The sequence below is a fragment of the Leucobacter sp. gxy201 genome (genome assembly GCF_051043335.1).
Taxonomy (GTDB): domain Bacteria; phylum Actinomycetota; class Actinomycetes; order Actinomycetales; family Microbacteriaceae; genus Leucobacter.
Map to the genome: position 1 here is coordinate 431656 of NZ_JAMXWS010000003.1, position 17117 is coordinate 448772.

The following is a 17117-nucleotide window of genomic DNA, read 5'->3' on the forward strand; positions in this document are numbered from 1 at the left end:
CGGGAGAACTACCAGCTGTGACCGACTCCACCATCATTTACACCCACACCGATGAGGCACCGGCTCTCGCCACCGCCTCGCTCCTGCCGATCGTCGACGCGTTCACCCGCGCGGCGGACATCGCCTTCGAAACTCGCGACATCTCGCTCTCGGGGCGCATCCTCGCCGCGTTCCCGCAGCGGCTGACGCCGGAGCAGCAGGTGGGAGATGCATTGGCGGAGCTCGGAGCGCTCGCGACGCAGCCCGAAGCGAACATCATCAAGCTCCCGAACATCTCGGCCTCGATCCCGCAGCTGAAGGCCGCGATCGCCGAGCTGCAGTCGAAGGGCTACGACATTCCCGACTACCCCGATGAGCCGAGCGGCGTCGAGGAGCAGGATATCCGCGCGCGCTACGACCGCATCAAGGGGTCGGCCGTGAACCCGGTGCTGCGCGAGGGCAACAGCGACCGCCGCGCGCCCCAGTCGGTGAAGAACTACGCGAAGAAGCACCCGCACACGAACAAGCCGTTCGCCGCCGGATCGAAGACCCGCGTCGCGACGATGGGCCACGACGACTTCAAATCGAACGAGAAGTCGTGGATCGCGGCTCATGACGACGTGCTCACCGTCCGCCACACGGCGGAGGACGGCACCGTCACCGTGCTCAAGGACAACCTGAAGGTGCTGCCGCGCGAGATCATCGACGCGACTTTCATGTCGGCCGCCGCCCTCGACGCCTTCCTCGCGGAGACGCTCGAGCAGGCCAAGGCCGAGAACGTGCTCTACTCGCTGCACCTCAAGGCGACGATGATGAAGGTCAGCGACCCCATCCTCTTCGGCCACGCCGTCAAGGCCTACTTCGCCGAGGTCTTCGCGAAGCACGGCGCCGCGTTCGAGGCTGCAGGGATCACCCCGAACAACGGTCTCGGCGCCATCCTCGCGGGCCTCGACGCCATCCCCGGCGGTCAGGGCATCGCCGATGAGATCGCCGAGGCGATCGCCGCAGGCCCGCGCCTGTCGTACGTCAACAGCGACAAGGGCATCACGAACCTCCACGTGCCCTCCGACGTGATCGTCGATGCATCGATGCCGGCGCTCGTGCGCAACGGCGGCAAGCTGTGGGGCGTCGACGGCGGCGAGGACGACACGATCGCGGTCATCCCCGATTCGTCGTACGCCGGCGTCTACCAGGCCGTCATCGAGGATGTCATCGCGAACGGCCCGCTCGACCCCGCCACCATCGGGACCGTGCCGAACGTCGGTCTCATGGCGCAGGCCGCCGAGGAGTACGGCAGCCACGACAAGACCTTCGAGATCGCCTCGGCGGGCACCGTGCAGCTCGTCGACAGCGACGGCGACGTCGTCATCGAGCACACCGTCGGCGCCGGCGACATCTGGCGCGCGACCCAGACGAAGCACATCGCCGCCATGGACTGGGTGAAGCTCGCCGTCACCCGCGCCCGCGTGACCGGCGTGCCCGCGGTCTTCTGGCTCGATGTGAATCGCGCGCACGACGCCCAGCTCATCGCGAAGGTGCACCAGGCGCTCGCGACCCTCGACGCGTCGGACGTGCAGATCGCCATCCTCGCGCCCGAGGAGGCGACGCGCTACACGCTCGCACGCCTGCGCCGCGGCCTCGACACCATTTCGGTGACCGGCAATGTGCTGCGCGACTACCTCACCGACCTCTTCCCGATCCTCGAGGTCGGCACGAGCGCCAAGATGCTCTCGATCGTCCCGCTGCTCGCGGGCGGCGGCCTCTTCGAGACCGGTGCCGGCGGGTCGGCCCCGAAGCACGTGCAGCAGCTCGTCGAGGAGGACTACCTGCGCTGGGACTCGCTCGGCGAGTTCTTCGCGCTGGCCGCCTCGCTCGAGCACCACGCGACCACCGCGGGCAACCCGAAGGCCCAGGTGCTCGCCGACACGCTCGACCGGGCGACCGGCACCTTCCTCGAGAACGACCGCTCGCCGGGTCGCAAGCTCGGTACGATCGACAACCGCGGCAGCCACTACTACCTTGCTCAGTACTGGGCGCAGGAGCTCGCGCAGCAGTCGGCCGATGCGGAGCTCGCCGCGTTCTTCGGCCCCGTCGCCGAGCAGCTCACCTCGAACGAGGAGGCCATCGTCGCCGAGCTGCTCGCCGTGCAGGGCGAGAGCGTCGAGCTCGGCGGCTACTACAAGCCGCAGCCCGAGCTCGTGAATGCGGCGATGCGCCCGTCGGCGACGCTGAACGGCATCATCGACGCGATCGCGTAATCCCGTTCGCCGGTTCTGCCGGCTATGTCAGGGGGCGGCTGCGGCCGCCCCCTTTTTCTTGCGCGCACGGGGCGGCCCCGGGGAGGTGCTGCCCGCGCGGCGATGCGGCGCGGCGCGGCGGCTGGGCTGCATCGACCCCGGTGCTCCGGCGGCCTCGGTGCTTCGGTCCGGTGCTTCGGCCCCGGCGGTTCAGCTCTGGGGTGCGGCTGCTTCGCCGTCGAGGCGGTCGCTGATCGCACCGGGTGTTGCGCCCACGAGCGTTTCGCAGGCCTGGGCGAGCCGCGCCGCGAAGAGCGTGGCGTCGGTACCGCGCGTCAGCGCATGCGCCGAGATGCCGTCGATCATTGCGAGGATCTGCCAGGAGACCGCAGCGGCGTCGTCGAAGCGGAAGGCGCCCGCATCGCGCCCGTCGGTGACGATCTGCGTGATGCACGCCTGCCAGGCGTCCATCTGCTCCTCGATCGCGACCGAGAGCGCCGGCAGGCTCCTGCCGAGGGACCAGGCGTCGACCCATACCAGGGTGATGTCGTCGTGGTCGTTCCGCAGCACCGCGGCGATCATGCGTGCGAGCCGCGCAGCGGCGTCCGATGCCTCCCGGACCTCGGCCTCGACCTCGACGAGCTCGGCGCCGACGAGCGCGCTGAACGTGCGGGCCACGAGTTCTTCCATGCTTGTCGCGTAGTGGGAGACAAGGCCGGGCGCCACGCCGGCCCGTGCGGCGACGGCGCGCAGTGTGAGTGCGGCGAGCCCCTGTTCGCGTGCGAGATCGGAGGCGGCGGCGTGGATCTCGTCGGAACGCTGCTCGGGGCTCTTGCGACGGCGGGGGCGAGGAGGAGCTGTTGACATGATCCCTCCAGTGTAGGATGATGTCGGTGTTGATCGTATGATCAATAAGCTTCGGTGCGATGCGGATCGCACCGCTCGACCCGGCGACTCGGGGCGAGCCGCAGAATCGACGAAGGAGACGATATGGGCTGGCGTATGCCGCACGAAGGCGACGCGCACGAGCGCACCTGGATGGCATTCCCGCGCGCGGGCACCACTCTGGGCGAGGGAGCCGAGTACCAGGAGACCGCGTACCGCGCCTGGACCGATACCGCCCTCGCGATCGCGGAGTTCGAGCCCGTGACCATGGTCGTCGACCCCACTGAGACGGAGCGCGCGAAGCGCATGCTCGGCAGCGACGTCGAGATCGTGGAATCGCCGCTCGACGAGTTCTGGATGCGCGACTTCGGGCCGACCTTCGTGCTCGACGACGAGCGCCCAGGCGTGCTCGGCGCCGTCGACTGGATCTTCAACGGCTGGGGAGCGCCGGCCTGGGCCGAATGGCAGGTCTCCGCCGGCATCGCCCGCATCATCGCCGAGCGCGTCGGCGCCGAGCTCGTGAGCTCGGTGCTCGTCAACGAGGGCGGCGGCATCCACGTCGACGGCGAGGGCACCGTGCTGCTCACCGAGACGGTGCAGCTCGACCCGAACCGCAACCCGTACGCCGACCGCGCGCGCGTCGACGCCGAGATGGCCCGCACCATCGGGGCCCGGAAAGCGATCTGGCTGCCGCGCGGCCTCACCCGCGACTACGACGAGTTCGGCACGCGCGGCCACGTCGACATCGTCGCCGCCTTCGCTTCGCCCGGCCGCGTGCTGCTGCACCGCCAGGACGACCCGTCGCACCCGGACCACGCGGTGACGCGGGAACTGAAGGCGATGCTCGAGGCCGAGACCGACGCTGCCGGGCGCAGCCTCGAGATCATCGACGTCCCGGCGCCTGCGGCGCTGCGCGACGACGAGGGCTTCGTGGACTGGAGCTACATCAACCACCTCGTGGTGAACGACGGCATCGTCGTCTGCGGGTTCGGCGAAGATGCCGCGGATGCGCGTGCGCGCGAGATCCTCGAGGGCGCATACCCGGGGCGCCGCGCGGTGACGGTCGACTCGCGGCCGATCTTCGCACGCGGCGGCGGCATCCACTGCATCACCCAGCAGCAGCCGCGCCTGCCGGGGGCCGCCTCGTGATCGATGTCGTCGAGGCCTCGATCGCAGACCTCCGAGCGGCGCTCGAATCGGGCGCCGCGACGAGCGCGGACCTCGTGCGCGCCTACCTCGGGCGCATCGATGCCTACGATGCGCCCGGTACGGCCACCGCGCTGAACGCGGTGGTGGTGCGCAACGACGAGGCACTGGCCGAGGCCGAATCCTCCGACGCGCGCCGCGCGGCCGGCCGCACCCTCGGCCCGCTCGACGGCATCCCCTACACGGCGAAGAACAGCTACCTCGTCACCGGCCTCACCGCGGCCTCCGGGTCGCCGGCATTCGCCGACCTCGTCGCGCAGCGCGACGCCTTCACCATCGAGCGTCTGCGAGCCGGCGGCGCGATCTGCCTCGGCCTCACGAACATGCCGCCCATGGCGAACGGCGGCATGCAGCGCGGCGTCTACGGCCGGGCCGAGAGCCCGTACAGCGCCGCCTGGCTGACGAGCGCATTCGCCTCCGGTTCCTCCAACGGCTCGGGCACCGCCACGGCCGCGAGCTTCGCCGCATTCGGGCTCGGCGAGGAGACCTGGTCGAGCGGCCGCGCCCCCGCATCGAACAATGCGCTGTGCGCCTACACGCCGAGCCGCGGCGTGATCTCGGTGCGCGGCAACTGGTCGCTCGTGCCGACGATGGACGTCGTCGTGCCGCACACGCGCTCGATGGCCGACCTGCTCGAAGTGCTCGACGTGATCGTCGCCGACGACGCCGAGACGCGCGGAGACTTCTGGCGCGTGCAGCCGTGGGTCGAGATCCCGCGGGCCTCCGACGTGCGCCCGGCCTCGTATCCCGCGCTCGCGCCCGCAGAGCTGCGAGGCAAGCGCATCGGCGTGCCGGCGATGTACATCAACGCCGACGCCGAGGCCGGCACCGGCACGACGATCGGCGGCCCGACGGGGGAGCGGATCGTCACCCGGGCCTCGGTGCTGGAGCTGTGGGAATCGGCGCGGCGCGGCCTCGAAGCGGCGGGCGCCGAGATCGTGGTGGTCGACTTTCCCGTCGTCACGAACTACGAGGGCGACCGCGCCGGCGCCCCGACTCTCGCGACCCGCGGGCTCGTGAGCCCCGAGTATCTGCGCAGCGAGATCGTCGACCTCTCGGCTTGGGCATGGGACGACTTCCTGCGCGCCAACGGCGACCCGGCCCTCCCGACGCTGACGCAGGTGGAGGGATCGCGCATCTTCCCGGCGCCGGAGGGCGCTCTGCCCGACCGCTACACCGGATTCGACGACGACATCGCCGAGTACCCGGCGCAGGTCGCGGCGCATCCCTACGCGGGCGTCGCCGAGATCCCGCATCTCGAGGAGGGCCTCAAAGGGCTCGAGGAGACGCGCCGCATCGACCTCGAGGCCTGGATGGAGGCGCTCGGTCTCGACGCCGTCGCGTTCCCCGCAGTCGCCGACGTCGGCCCCGCCGACATGGATGTGAACCCCGAGTCCGCCGATGCGGGATGGCGCAACGGCGTCTGGGTCGCCAACGGCAATCTCGTGCCCCGGCATCTCGGGATCCCGACCGTGACCGTGCCGATGGGCACGATGCGCGATCTCGGCATGCCGGTCGGGCTCACCTTCGCGGGGCGGGCCTACGACGACACCGCCCTCCTCGCACTCGGGCTCGCCTTCGAAGCGACGGGCGACCGCCGTACCGAGCCGCCCCGCACCCCGCGCCTCTAGCGCCGGCCCGCCGGTGCCGCGCCCCCGCGGCCCCGGCGGATCGAGCAGAGCTCCCGCGCACCGTTCGACCCCTCATGCTGTACAAGGAAGTAAGCACCATGACCACGCCCGCCCCCGTGACCCTTCGCCGCAGCCTCAAGCAGCGGCACGTCGTATTCATCGGCCTCGCATACATGTCGCCGTTCGCGGTCTTCGATACCTTCGGCATCGTGTCCGAGGCGACCCGCGGCCATGTGCCGATGTCGTACATCATCGTCACCATCGCGGTGCTCTTCACCGCCCTCAGCTACGCGAAGATGGTGCGGGTCTACCCCTCCGCCGGCTCCGCCTACACCTACGCCCGTCGCACGATCGCGGCCCCGGTCGGCTTCCTCGTCGGCTGGGTCGCGCTGCTCGACTACCTGTTCCTGCCGATGATCAACGCGCTGCTCGCGAAGATCTATCTGTCCGCGCAGTTCCCCGAGGTACCCGGGTGGGTGTGGATCGTCGGCCTGCTCGTCCTCATCACCGTGCTCAACATCGTCGGCGTGCGCATCAGCGCCGCGGCGAACATGATCATGGTGGTCTTCCAAGCGCTCCTCGCGATCGTGTTCGCCGTGCTCACGTTCCGGGCGATCCTCGCCGACGATGCGCTGAGCTTCACCTTCGCCCCGTTCTACTCGATGTCCGCCGACATGACGAGCCTCATCGGCGGCGCTTCGGTGCTCGCCCTCGCGTTCCTCGGCTTCGACGCCGTCACGACCCTGTCCGAGGAAACGGTCGATCCGCGCCGCACGGTGCCGTGGGCCATCATGTGGATCGCCGCGCTCGGTGCGGCCTTCTTCATCGCGATCACCTACATCATGCAGACGCTCGTTCCCGACCTCGAATCGCTGCGTGCGATCGCCGACGACATCGAGGGCGCATCGCCGTATCTCGCGCTCTTCATCGGCGGCATCGTCTTCCAGACGCTCTTCCTCGTCGGTGCTACGATCTCCGTGGTCTCGTCGGGCCTCGCATCGCAGTTGAGTGCCTCGCGCCTGCTCTTCGCGATGGGGCGCGACGGCATCCTGCTGCGGAAGGTGTTCGGCTACGTGAGCCCGAGGTTCGGCACGCCGGTCTGCAACATCGTGCTGGTCGGGGCGATCGCGCTCGTCGCCCTGAAGCTCGACCTGAACGCCGCCACCTCGCTCATCAACTTCGGCGCGTTCACCGCATTCGCGTTCGTGAACCTGTCGGTGATCGCATTCTGGATCAGGCACCGCCGCACGAACCACGCCGCGGGCTCGACGTTCGCCTGGACGGTGGTGCCTGGCATCGGGCTCCTGATCAACGCGGCGCTCTGGGTCGGCCTGGACGGGCTCGCGATGACGGTCGGCCTCATCTGGGCGGGCGTCGGCATCGTCTACCTGCTGGTACTCACCCGCGGGTTCCGTCGCCCGACCCCCGAGCTCGCGTTCGACGAGGCGGACGAACTGCCGACGGGAATCGTGCGCGTCTCGGAGTGAGCCCGGCCAGCTACTTCAGCAGGCGTCGCAGGGAGTCGACCCGCAGCGCCCCGGCGGCGTCGAGGCGGCCGTCGGCGATCGCGGCGTCGAGCTCGCAGTCGGGGGCGTCCGCCTGGTGCGTGCACCCGCGCGGGCACTCCTCAATCAGTGCGGCGAGGTCGGTGAACCCGCGCAGGATGCTGTCGCTCGTGACGTGGCCGAGCCCGAACGACCGCACGCCCGGCGTGTCGATCACCCAGCCCGAGTCCCCGGCCGGAACGCCCGGGGTGGCCGCCCGCAGCGCGACCGATGACGACGAGGTGTGCCGGCCTCGGCCGGTGACCTCGTTGACGTGGCCCGTGGCGCGCTCGGCCTCGGGCACGAGCTCGTTGATGAGGGTCGACTTGCCGACGCCCGAATGCCCGACGAACACCGTCGTGCGGCCCGCCAGCGCTTCGCGGATCTCGGCGAGCGGCCACGTGCCCGGGGCCGAGCGGAAGATCGGCACCTCGAGGGCGGCGAAGTGGGCGAGGAACGGCTCGGGGTCGGCGAGGTCGGTCTTCGTGATGCAGATGAGCGGCCTGATGCCGGCATCGTACGCGGCTACGAGATAGCGATCGACGAGGCGCACCCGGGGTTCGGGGTTCGCCGCGGCCACGACGATGAGCATCTGGTCGGCGTTCGAGACCATGACGCGCTCGAAGCGGTCGCTGTCGTCGGCGCTGCGGCGCAGCAGGGTACGGCGCTCCTCGAGGCCGATGATGCGGCAGAGCGCGCCCTCGGCTCCGCTCGTGTCGCCGACGAGCTGCACGCGGTCGCCGATGACGATCGGGGTGCGGCGCAGTTCGCGGGCCCGGGCGGCGACGACGGTGCGTTCGACGGGCGATGCCGGGTCCGCGCCCTCCGCGACGAGCGCCGTGTAACGGCCGCGGTCGACCCCGGTGATCATCGCGACGATGGCATCCGCGTGCTCGGGGCGGCGCTTCGTCCGGGGCCGGTTGCCCTTCGGGTTCGGGCGCTCGCGCACGCGGTGATCGGCGTACTCACCGTACGGCGTCTCGTCCTCGTCGTCGAGCGGTAGCCAGCTCACCGTCAGTCCAGCTCCGAGATTCCACGGGCGATGCCGCGACCGATCGAACCGATGATGCTGCCGGTGCCGCGCACGACCGCCTCGCCGCCCGAGAAGGCTCCGCCGATGAGATCGCCCAGCAGATCGCCGCCCTCGTGAGTGCTCTCGCGCGACTCCGGCGACGTCTGCGTCTGCGGCAGACCGTCGCCGCCGTCGAGCATGCCGGCCCACATCTCGGTGAACAGCGGCATCGTCTTCGACGTGGAGCCGATGTCGTCGACCTCGACGCCGGGCACGCTCAGGCCGAGCACGGCGCCGGTCGTCGCCATGCGGTGGTCGGCGTACGCGCCCCACAGGCCGCCGTGCAGCTCGGCGGGGTGGATGGCGATGCCGTCCTCGAGCTCCTCGGCCCTGCCGCCGAGACGGTTGACCTCGGCCACGAGCGCCGCGATGCGGTCGGTCTCGTGGTGGCGGATGTGCCCGATGCCGGTGATCTCGCTCGCATGCCCCTGCGCGCCGGCGAGCGCCGCGAGGCCGACGAGCGTCGGCGAGAGCTCGCCCGCCTCGGGTACGTGCAGCCGCACCCCGCGCAGCCGGCCGTCGCCCGAGACCGTGAGCGAGCCGTCGGCCGCGAGCTCCGCGGTCGCGCCGAACTCCGGCAGCAGCGTGCGCAGCTGATCGCCCACCTGCGTCGTCGACGTCGGCCAATCGGGAACCGTGACGCTGCCGCCGGCGGCGACCGCGGCGGCGAGGAACGGTGCCGCGTTCGACAGGTCGGGCTCGATGCGCGTATCGACCGCACGGATCGGCCCGGGCTTCACGACCCATTCGCCGACGGTCGGCGACGACACGTCGACGCCGCGCGCCCGCAGCGTCTCCATCGTCATCTCGATGTGCGGGATGCTCGGCACCCGGTCGCCGACGTGCACCACGTGCACGCCCTCGTCGAAGCGGGGAGCGGCCAAGAGCAGCGCCGACACGAACTGGCTCGAGAGCGACGCGTCCACCTCCACTCGGCCGCCGCGCAGCGACCCGCCGCCGTGCACGGTGAAGGGGAGGAACCCGCGGCCCTCGTCAGCGATGTCCGCGCCGAGCGCGCGCAGCGCATCGAGCACGGGGCGCATCGGGCGCTTGCGGGCGTACGGGTCGCCGTCGAACGAGACCGGGCCGAGCGCGAGCGCCGCCACGCCGGGCACGAAGCGCATCACGGTGCCGGCGAGCCCGCAGGCGATGCTCGTCGAGCCGATCAGCTCCTCGGCCGGCGTGATGCGCAGGTCGGGCCCGTAGGGGTTGCCCGTCTCGATCGTCTCGAAACCGGTGCCGAGCGCGCGCAGCGCATCGACCATGAGGTCGGAGTCGCGCGATCGCAGCGGATTGTGCAGCACGCTCGGCCCGTCGGCGAGCGCGGCGAGGATCAGCTCCCGGCCGGTGAGCGACTTCGAACTCGGCATCGGCACGCGGGCCGACACGGGGCCTGCGGCCGGGGGAGCGGCCCACGCCGTCGACTCGTCATCGGGCACGTCTACCGCCCCGATCTCTTCGCCGTCTTTGCCCTTGTTCATCTTCGCTTCGAACACGCCCCCGAGTCTACCCGGCGGGCCGGAGCGGGGCCTGATCCCTGGCGAGTCCGCCTCGGCGCCCGGCGATGCCGGGACGGGCTGCGGGAACGGACGGGATCGGCGGGCTAGGATCGGGAGGGTGAGCGATACGCCGGTAGGAGAAGACCAGAAGCGACTGGAAGCGCGATTCACCGCCGACGCGCTGCCGCTGCTCGACCAGCTGTACGGCGCGGCGATGAAGATGACGCGCAATCCCCAGGATGCGCAGGATCTGGTGCAGGAGACCTATCTCAAGGCGTACTCGGCCTTCGGGTCGTTCACGGAGGGCACGAACCTCAAGGCCTGGCTGTACCGCATCATGACGAACAGCTACATCAACACCTACCGCAAGCGCCAGCGCGAACCGTATCTGGGCGCGGTCGACGAGCTCGAGGACTGGCAGCTCGGCGGCGCCGAGTCGACGACGGCGATGTCGGCGCGTTCGGCCGAGGCCGAGGCGATCGACCGCACCCCCGACTCGGTGGTATCGCAGGCGCTCAACGACCTGCCCGAGGACTTCCGCCTCGCCGTGTACCTCGCCGACGTCGAAGGGTTCAGCTATCAGGAGATCGCGGATATCGCCGAGGTGCCGATCGGCACGGTGATGAGCCGCCTGCACCGGGGGCGCGCCAGGTTGCGCAAGTCGCTCGGGGAATACGCACGCGAGCAGGGCGTTGGACTTGCTAAGGACGACGCGAAGAGCACAGGAGGGAACGCCCGATGAGCCAGACAGGCGATTGCGGTTGCGAGAAGGCCAAGGCCAACCTCTACGAGATGCTGCGCGGTGAGCTGTGCGCTGAGGAGTCCGCACCGATCCGAGAGCACCTGGAGACCTGCGCGCACTGCCAGGACGAGCAGACGGTGTGCATCAGCCTCACCGATGTCGTGCGCCGTGCGTGCGAGGACGAGCGCGACAACAACTGCCCGCCCGAGGAGCTGCGTGCGGCGATCCTCGCCGCGCTGAGCCCGAAGCAGCAGCCGGCCTGACGGCTGCGGCGGGCCCGCCAGGGATCAGCGTGCGCCGGGCCGGCCCCGGCGCACGTACCCGCCGTCTTCGAGACCGGCTTCGATCTCGAACCGGTTGCGCAGCGGGTCGCTGCCGGCGAAGAGATAGAGCAGCGGCATCGCGAACCCGTAGTGGCGCCACTGCTCGACATGCACGAGCTCGTGCCGCAGCACGGCCGTGCCCACGTTGCGGTCGGTGAGATAGCACGCCCCGACGCAGACCCCGCCGCGCTTGAACGCCCAGCGGGGCAGCCCGGTGAACACCCACATGCCGTGGTGCCTGCGCACGCGGCCGGTGCTGAGCATCGCCCCCCAGGCGAAGCCGACGGCCGTCGCGTACCAGTAGCCGAGACGGGCGAGGGGCCAGGGCGCCATCCCGTCGTAGCGGCTCGCCGCAGCGGTCGCCGCAGCCGACGGCGGGGCGCCCGTCAACGCGCCGTACCGGAGGTGAGGGCCGCGAGCACGCGCAGCACGGTCGGCAGGTCATCGGCCGCGAGCTCGGCATCCGCGGGCGCGAACTCGCAGATCGCGGCCCCCGCGAGCGGCAGCGCGGCGACGGCGGCGCGGACCGCCGCCGTGAGCTGCGCCACCGTGAGGCCGAACGGCACCGGCGAGTGGACGGCCGCGAACTCCGACGGGTCGAGCACGTCGAGGTCGATATGCACGTAGACGCGTTCGGCGCCGAGTTCGGCGAGCCGGCCAGCGATCCGCGCCGCGAGCTCTTCGGGCCCGTCGAGGTCGATCGCGGGGCCGATGGTCGAGATGCCGAGCCGGTCGACCTCCTCGCCCTCCTCGGGGTCGCTCGCGCGCACGCCGACGAGGGTGAGCGCCGCGGTGTCGATCGGATGCGCCGACGCGAGGTCGGGGGAACCGTCGCCGAGCGCGTGCCGCAGCGTCATGCCCGAAGCCGCGCCCGATGGCGACGTGCTCGGATGCTGCAGGTCGGGGTGCGCGTCGAACCAGAGCACCGCGAGCGCGCCGTCACCGCTCGCGGCCGCCGCCTCGAGACCCGGGAGCGACGACGCGCAGTCGCCGCCCACGATGATGGCCGGCCCGTCGGCGCGGGCGAGGGCTTCGCGCGCCGCCTCGCGGGCGCTCAGCAGACTGCTCAGTCGGGCGACCGGCGTGCCCATCGCATCGCCCGCCTCGAGCGGCACCGCGACTTCGCGGGTGGCCGCGCTCGGCAGATCCTCCCGCAGCAACCGGGCGCCGTCGGCGAGCTGCATGGCGCGTGACGACGGCGACCCCTGCCACTGCGGCATCACCAGAAACACGGGGTTCGACATGTCGAACAGAATACTCCCGAATGGTGGGGATCAGGCGGCGGTGACGAAGTCGATGAGATGCTCGACGCGACCGACGAGCTCGGGTTCGAGGTCGCGGAAATCGCGCACGCGCCCGCGGATCCGCGACCAGGCGTCCGCGATATCCGCCGGTTCGTCCGGCGGCCAGCCGAGCGCGCGGCAGATGCCCGCCTTCCACTCGATCTCGCGCGGAATCGTCGGCCAGGCCTCGAGCCCGACGCGCCCCGGCTTCACCGCCTGCCAGATATCGACGAACGGGTGGCCGACGATGAGCACGTGGCCGCCGTGCGGGCCTCGGGCGATCGCATCGGCGATCCGCGTCTCCTTGCTGCCGCGTACGAGGTGATCGAGCAGTACGCCCGCGCGACGCCCCCGACCGGGCCCGAACTCGGCGAGCACCGCCTCGAGGTTGTCGGCGCCCTGCAGCAGTTCGACCACGACGCCCTCGACGCGCAGGTCGTCGCCCCACACCTGCTCGACGAGCTCGGCATCGTGCTTGCCCTCGACGAAGATGCGGCTCGGCATCGCGACCCGGGCCCGCTGCTCGGCGACTGCGAACGAGCCCGAAGCCGTGCGCTGCCGGCCGGCAGGCTGCCGCTTCGGCAGCACCAGCACGACGGGCTCGCCGTCGATGAGGAACCCGTCGTTCACGGGGAACGCGCGCACCTTGCCGCCGAAGTCCTCGAGCTGCACCAGGCCTTCGCGGGCCCCCACGACCGCCCCGCACCATTCCGTCTCGGTGTGCTCGACCACGAGCCCCTTCGACAGCGGCACCTGCCGGCGCTGCACGGGCCCGCGCCGCGGTCGCATGCGTGAGACGGGGTCGTTGTCGTAGCGAGAATCGAACACGAGAACCGAGCCTACCCGCAGGCGGGCGCACCGTCCCGTCGCGCGCGACGAGTCGCCCGGCGTGCTGCTACGGTGCTGCCATGAGCAACGCCACTGCATCGACGTCGACCGAGGCCGCGAACACCGCGCCCGAACCGCTCATCATCGCCAGGCGGTCGGGAGCGATCACTCGCATCACGCTGAACCGGCCGCGGGCGATCAACGCGCTGAACCGCGAGATGTTCCTCGCGCTCGAGACCGCGGTCGGCGAGGCCGACGGCAGCGCCATCCTGCTCGATGGCGCGGGCGAGCGCGGGTTCTGCGGCGGCGGCGATATCAAGGAGCTCGCGGCGAGCGGCACCGGAGCCCGCGACATCCTCGCGATCGAGTACCGCGTCGACCACATGATCGGGGTCTCCCGGACGCCCGTCGTCGGCTTCATGGACGGCGTCACCATGGGCGGCGGCATCGGTCTCACCGGCCATGCTCAGCACCGCGTCGTCACCGAACGCAGTCGCCTCGCGATGCCCGAGGTGCGCATCGGTATCGTGCCCGACGTCGGCGGCCACCTGCTGCTCGCGCGTGCGCCCGGCCGGCTCGGAGAACTGCTCGCGGTGACCTCGGGCGAGATGGCCGCGGGCGACGCCATCGCCCTCGGGTTCGCCGATTATTTCGTGCCTGCCGAGCGGCTCGGGGCACTCGCCGCAGCGCTCGAAGCGGGGGAGGAGCCGGGAGCGGCCTGCGCGCGCTTCTCGGAGCCCGCGCCCGCATCGGCCGTGGCCGCGGCGCGCACCTGGTGGGATCCGATCGCGGAGGCCGCCCTCGCCGACGTCGAGGCGCAGCCGCGCGAGGCGGCACTGCGGCTCCTGGCTGGCCTCGACGCCGCAGCGGCGGCGGGCGGCGAGGGCGCGGCCGATGCCGCCGCGACCGCTGAGACCGTGCGGGGCATGTGCCCCGTGTCGGTCGCCGTCACGCTCGCGCAGATCTCGCGCACGCGCCGCGCATCCCTCGACCTGCGGGCGGTGCTCGAGGACGACCTGCGTGTGCTCGGCCGCCTCAGCGTGCGCCCCGACTTCGCCGAGGGCGTGCGCGCGCAGGTCATCGACAAGGATCGCGACCCGCGGTGGCGGCCGACGTCGATCGAGGTGATCGACGAGGCCGAGCTCGCCCGAGTGCTCGACCCGATGCCGCTCGTCGACGAGCCGCCGATCGGCCTGTGAGCGGCGCTGACGGGAAGGGGCTCGCTGCGTGGGATGAGGCGGGCCCGAACCTCGTCTTCGCGGGCGACAACCTGCCGATTCTGCGCAGCCTGCCCGGCAGCCGCTTCGCGGTCGTCTACCTCGACCCTCCGTTCAACACCGGGCGCGAGCGCCGTGCGGAGCGCGTGGACGTGGTCCGAGCCTCGGAACCGGGAGCCGGCGGCGGCACGCGGCTCGGCTTCCGAGGCCAGGGCTACAGCGCGACCCGTCGCGCGCTCGAATCGTACGACGACCGCTTCGGCGACTACTGGGCCTTCCTCGAGCCCCGTCTCGAAGAGGCCTGGCGCGTGCTCTCGCCCGACGGGCTGCTCTACCTGCACCTCGACTACCGCGAGGTGCACTACGCGAAGGTGATGCTCGACGCGCTGTTCGGCCCGGAGTGCTTCATCAACGAGATCATCTGGGCGTACGACTACGGGGCGCGGGCGAAGCGCCGGTGGCCAGCGAAGCACGACAACATCCTCGTCTACGCGAAGCTGCCCGATCACTACTACTTCGACGCCGAGGCCGTCGACCGCGAGCCCTATATGGCACCGGGGCTCGTGACCGCCGAGAAGGCCGCGCTCGGCAAGCTGCCGACCGACACCTGGTGGCATACCATCGTCTCGCCGACGGGCGGGGAACGCACCGGGTACCCGACGCAGAAGCCGCTCGGAGTGCTGCGCCGTATCGTGCAGGCGTCGTCCCGGCCCGGCGACTGGGTGCTCGACGCCTTCGCCGGCAGCGGCACGGCGGGGGCGGCGGCGGCGGAGCTCGGACGGCGCTTCGTCCTGATCGACGAGAACCCCGCCGCGATCGAGGTCATGCGGGGCCGGCTCGCGGGGCCCGGAACGCGCTTCGTCTGAGGCCGCGGCTCTCACCTCGGCGGGGCGGGAGCCGCCGCAGAACTCCTGACGGATGCCGCACGGGATGCCGGTTCCGCGGTCGTCCGTGCGGCGGTGTTCGTCGTGGCGCTCTCCGCGCCGGGCGCGAGCGTCAGCACGACGAGCACGATCGCGATGCAGCCGAGACCCGCCCAGCCGAGCGGTCCGAGTCGTTCGCCGACGATGAGCACCGCGAGCACGGTCGCGATCGCGGGTTCGAGCAGGGTGACGGTCGTCGCCGTACTCGCGCTCACCCTCGTCAGGGCGACGCCGAAGAGCACATAGCCGAGGAACATCGGCACGAGAGCCATGTACGCTGCAACGGCCATATTGCCGGGGGATTCGAAGATCGGGGCTCCGGTGAGTGCCAGCACGGGCATGAGCAGCATCCCGCCGAGACCGAAAACGGCCCCCATCGATGCAGCGCGCCCGACCCCGGCGCGCATGAGCCGGTACGAGGACCAAGAGTAAGCGGCGTAGCTGGCGCCCGCGGCGAGTCCGAGCGCGACTCCCGTCGTGGTCTCGAGGAACGAACCGGTACTCATCGTCGCCCGCGAGGCGCAGAGAGCGGCGCTGCCGATGATGCCGAGACCGACTGCGAACCACCACCACGGACCGAGGCCGGTGCCGTCGACGAGGCGCTCGAGCAGGCCCGATGCGATCGGCGCAGAGGCGAGCGAGACGACCGAGCCGATGGCGACGCCCGCGAAATGCATCGAGCTGTAGAACGCGAGCGGGTAGATTGCAACGGCGATCGCCCCGAACATGACGATTCCGGCCCGCGCCCGCAACTCGTGCCGGTTCGCCCGCAACTGCGGGAGTGCGATGAGCGCCTGAAGAATGCCGCCGATGCCGAGCGCCGCCGCTCCGATCGCGAGCGGCCCGACGCCGGGAGCGAAGGTTGCGGCGGTGCCGGTGGTGCCCCATGCGAGGGAGGCGATGGTCAGCATGGCGATGCCGATCGTGCGGTCGCGATGCATCATGCTCGGCCTTCGGCGCGCGTCTGCCGTTCTTCGGCCGGCAGAGCGGTGACCAGCCGTTCGGCGAGAGCTCGTGCGTGCTGGAGTCGGGACGGGCCGCCCTCGAGACCCGCCCGGGCGACCGCCCCCTCGAGCAGGAAGGAGCAATGCTCCGCGGTCTCGGCGGCTCGACTCTCTCCCGTCAGTTCGCGCAGAGGGTCGAGGAGAATGGCCTCGACCTCCTCCTTGTGGCGGCGCACGGCTTCGCGGCCCGGCTCGCCGACGGAGAGTTCGGCTGCGGCGTTCAGCAGCCCGCACCCGCGGAAGCCATGGGCATAGCCCAGCTCGGCATGATCGATGTAGGCGTCGAATACCGCGAGCACCCGGTCGAGCGGAGTGCGTGCGCCGGACCGGCGCGCCTCGTACAGGGCGAGCCATTCGTCATGGCGGGCGGCGATGTAGGCCTCGACCAGGTCCGCCTTCGACGCGAAGTTGTTGTAGAGGCTCATCTTGGCGACTCCGGCATCCGACGTGATCGCATCGATGCCGGTCGCGGCGATGCCGTCGGCGTAGAACCTGGCGGCGGCGGCGTGCAGAATTCGACGTCGGGCCGATCCGTGTCGTCGGCCCGGGTTCTTGCCGCCGTTGCGCAGTGCTTCGCTCATGCAGACATCATAAACAAGGTAGACCGATCTACCTAATTTCGGCATGGGCAGTGCATGTCCGAGTCCGGCGAGGCCGCATGCGGGATCTGGTGCGGAATTTTCGACGGATTCTGCACCAGAACCCGCATTCGCGGCCGTCTGTGCGGCGTGCGGAGCGGGCGCC

Annotated in this window: 16 protein-coding genes; 8 read left to right on the top strand and 8 right to left on the bottom strand. The window is 71.1% G+C overall.

The genetic code is table 11. The features are described 5' to 3' along the window. Window positions 1-17: 17 nt before the first annotated feature. Window positions 18-2237 (top strand): NADP-dependent isocitrate dehydrogenase, encoded by a 2220-nt coding sequence (locus NHL51_RS07105; RefSeq protein WP_434142724.1) that lies wholly within the window; start codon window positions 18-20, stop codon window positions 2235-2237. Window positions 2238-2426: 189 nt separating this feature from the next. On the opposite strand, the gene NHL51_RS07110 is transcribed toward NHL51_RS07105, so the two are convergent. Further along, window positions 2427-3083: a TetR/AcrR family transcriptional regulator gene (locus NHL51_RS07110; protein WP_434142725.1), complete on the bottom strand. Its 657-nt coding sequence runs from the start codon at window positions 3081-3083 to the stop codon at window positions 2427-2429. A 123-nt stretch (window positions 3084-3206) separates the two neighbouring features. Between NHL51_RS07110 and NHL51_RS07115 the strand changes: the two genes are divergently transcribed. The 3 genes from NHL51_RS07115 to NHL51_RS07125 all read left to right on the top strand — a co-directional run bounded on the left by NHL51_RS07115 (window position 3207) and on the right by NHL51_RS07125 (window position 7425). Continuing rightward, window positions 3207-4250: an agmatine deiminase family protein gene (locus NHL51_RS07115; protein ID WP_434142727.1), complete on the top strand. Its 1044-nt coding sequence runs from the start codon at window positions 3207-3209 to the stop codon at window positions 4248-4250. Continuing rightward, window positions 4247-5938, top strand: coding sequence for an amidase (locus NHL51_RS07120; RefSeq protein WP_434142728.1), 1692 nt, complete (start codon window positions 4247-4249; stop codon window positions 5936-5938). Before NHL51_RS07115 ends, NHL51_RS07120 begins: the two co-directional genes overlap by 4 nt. Window positions 5939-6036: 98 nt before the next feature. Further along, the gene (locus NHL51_RS07125; RefSeq protein WP_434142729.1) at window positions 6037-7425 is read left to right on the top strand and encodes an APC family permease; all 1389 of its coding nucleotides are present in this window, start codon (window positions 6037-6039) and stop codon (window positions 7423-7425) included. Window positions 7426-7435: 10 nt separating this feature from the next. On the opposite strand, the gene rsgA is transcribed toward NHL51_RS07125, so the two are convergent. Together rsgA and aroA are read right to left on the bottom strand one after the other, a co-directional pair. Then, entirely contained in the window at window positions 7436-8494 is a 1059-nt protein-coding gene (gene rsgA / locus NHL51_RS07130) for a ribosome small subunit-dependent GTPase A (protein WP_434142731.1), read from the bottom strand. A gap of 2 nt (window positions 8495-8496) precedes the next feature. Next, window positions 8497-10035, bottom strand: a complete 1539-nt coding sequence (gene aroA / locus NHL51_RS07135) for a 3-phosphoshikimate 1-carboxyvinyltransferase (protein WP_434142781.1) — start codon at window positions 10033-10035, stop codon at window positions 8497-8499. 136 nt (window positions 10036-10171) lie between these two features. On the opposite strand from aroA, the gene NHL51_RS07140 reads away from it, so the two are divergent. After that, window positions 10172-10795: a sigma-70 family RNA polymerase sigma factor gene (locus NHL51_RS07140; protein ID WP_434142732.1), complete on the top strand. Its 624-nt coding sequence runs from the start codon at window positions 10172-10174 to the stop codon at window positions 10793-10795. Next, window positions 10792-11058, top strand: coding sequence for a zf-HC2 domain-containing protein (locus tag NHL51_RS07145; protein ID WP_434142733.1), 267 nt, complete (start codon window positions 10792-10794; stop codon window positions 11056-11058). Before NHL51_RS07140 ends, NHL51_RS07145 begins: the two co-directional genes overlap by 4 nt. 24 nt (window positions 11059-11082) lie before the next feature. Here NHL51_RS07145 and NHL51_RS07150 read toward each other — a convergent pair whose 3' ends face one another. The 3 genes from NHL51_RS07150 to NHL51_RS07160 are packed head-to-tail and all read right to left on the bottom strand — an operon-like array spanning window position 11083 to window position 13229. Further along, window positions 11083-11451, bottom strand: a complete 369-nt coding sequence (locus tag NHL51_RS07150; protein ID WP_434142782.1) for a Fe-S oxidoreductase — start codon at window positions 11449-11451, stop codon at window positions 11083-11085. A 53-nt stretch (window positions 11452-11504) separates the two neighbouring features. Continuing rightward, a complete protein-coding gene (locus NHL51_RS07155; RefSeq protein WP_434142734.1) occupies window positions 11505-12362 on the bottom strand; it encodes an arginase family protein in 858 nt (285 codons plus the stop codon). A gap of 30 nt (window positions 12363-12392) precedes the next feature. Beyond that, window positions 12393-13229: a DUF3097 family protein gene (locus NHL51_RS07160; RefSeq protein ID WP_434142735.1), complete on the bottom strand. Its 837-nt coding sequence runs from the start codon at window positions 13227-13229 to the stop codon at window positions 12393-12395. An 80-nt stretch (window positions 13230-13309) separates the two neighbouring features. On the opposite strand from NHL51_RS07160, the gene NHL51_RS07165 reads away from it, so the two are divergent. Both NHL51_RS07165 and NHL51_RS07170 read left to right on the top strand, forming a co-directional pair. Continuing rightward, a complete protein-coding gene (locus NHL51_RS07165; protein WP_434142736.1) occupies window positions 13310-14428 on the top strand; it encodes a 3-hydroxyisobutyryl-CoA hydrolase in 1119 nt (372 codons plus the stop codon). After that, on the top strand, window positions 14425-15312 hold the full coding sequence (locus NHL51_RS07170) for a DNA-methyltransferase (protein ID WP_434142737.1): 888 nt from the start codon (window positions 14425-14427) through the stop codon (window positions 15310-15312). The genes NHL51_RS07165 and NHL51_RS07170 overlap by 4 nt, the downstream gene beginning before the upstream one ends. 11 nt (window positions 15313-15323) lie before the next feature. On the opposite strand, the gene NHL51_RS07175 is transcribed toward NHL51_RS07170, so the two are convergent. Both NHL51_RS07175 and NHL51_RS07180 read right to left on the bottom strand, forming a co-directional pair. Then, window positions 15324-16310, bottom strand: coding sequence for a DMT family transporter (locus NHL51_RS07175; protein ID WP_434142783.1), 987 nt, complete (start codon window positions 16308-16310; stop codon window positions 15324-15326). Continuing rightward, entirely contained in the window at window positions 16310-16954 is a 645-nt protein-coding gene (locus NHL51_RS07180; RefSeq protein ID WP_434142738.1) for a TetR/AcrR family transcriptional regulator, read from the bottom strand. The genes NHL51_RS07175 and NHL51_RS07180 overlap by 1 nt, the downstream gene beginning before the upstream one ends. Between the last annotated feature and the right edge of the window lie 163 nt (window positions 16955-17117).

Bases quoted from the DNA above. Each gene is read 5' to 3' on its own strand.
- NHL51_RS07165 (WP_434142736.1), top strand. From the start codon at position 13,310: ATGAGCAACGCCACTGCATCGACGTCGACCGAGGCCGCGAACACCGCG.
- NHL51_RS07175 (WP_434142783.1), bottom strand. From the start codon at position 16,310: ATGCATCGCGACCGCACGATCGGCATCGCCATGCTGACCATCGCCTCC.
- aroA (WP_434142781.1), bottom strand. From the start codon at position 10,035: ATGAACAAGGGCAAAGACGGCGAAGAGATCGGGGCGGTAGACGTGCCC.
- NHL51_RS07150 (WP_434142782.1), bottom strand. From the start codon at position 11,451: ATGGCGCCCTGGCCCCTCGCCCGTCTCGGCTACTGGTACGCGACGGCC.
- NHL51_RS07110 (WP_434142725.1), bottom strand. From the start codon at position 3,083: ATGTCAACAGCTCCTCCTCGCCCCCGCCGTCGCAAGAGCCCCGAGCAG.
- NHL51_RS07155 (WP_434142734.1), bottom strand. From the start codon at position 12,362: ATGTCGAACCCCGTGTTTCTGGTGATGCCGCAGTGGCAGGGGTCGCCG.
- NHL51_RS07180 (WP_434142738.1), bottom strand. From the start codon at position 16,954: ATGAGCGAAGCACTGCGCAACGGCGGCAAGAACCCGGGCCGACGACAC.
- NHL51_RS07125 (WP_434142729.1), top strand. From the start codon at position 6,037: ATGACCACGCCCGCCCCCGTGACCCTTCGCCGCAGCCTCAAGCAGCGG.
- NHL51_RS07115 (WP_434142727.1), top strand. From the start codon at position 3,207: ATGGGCTGGCGTATGCCGCACGAAGGCGACGCGCACGAGCGCACCTGG.
- NHL51_RS07145 (WP_434142733.1), top strand. From the start codon at position 10,792: ATGAGCCAGACAGGCGATTGCGGTTGCGAGAAGGCCAAGGCCAACCTC.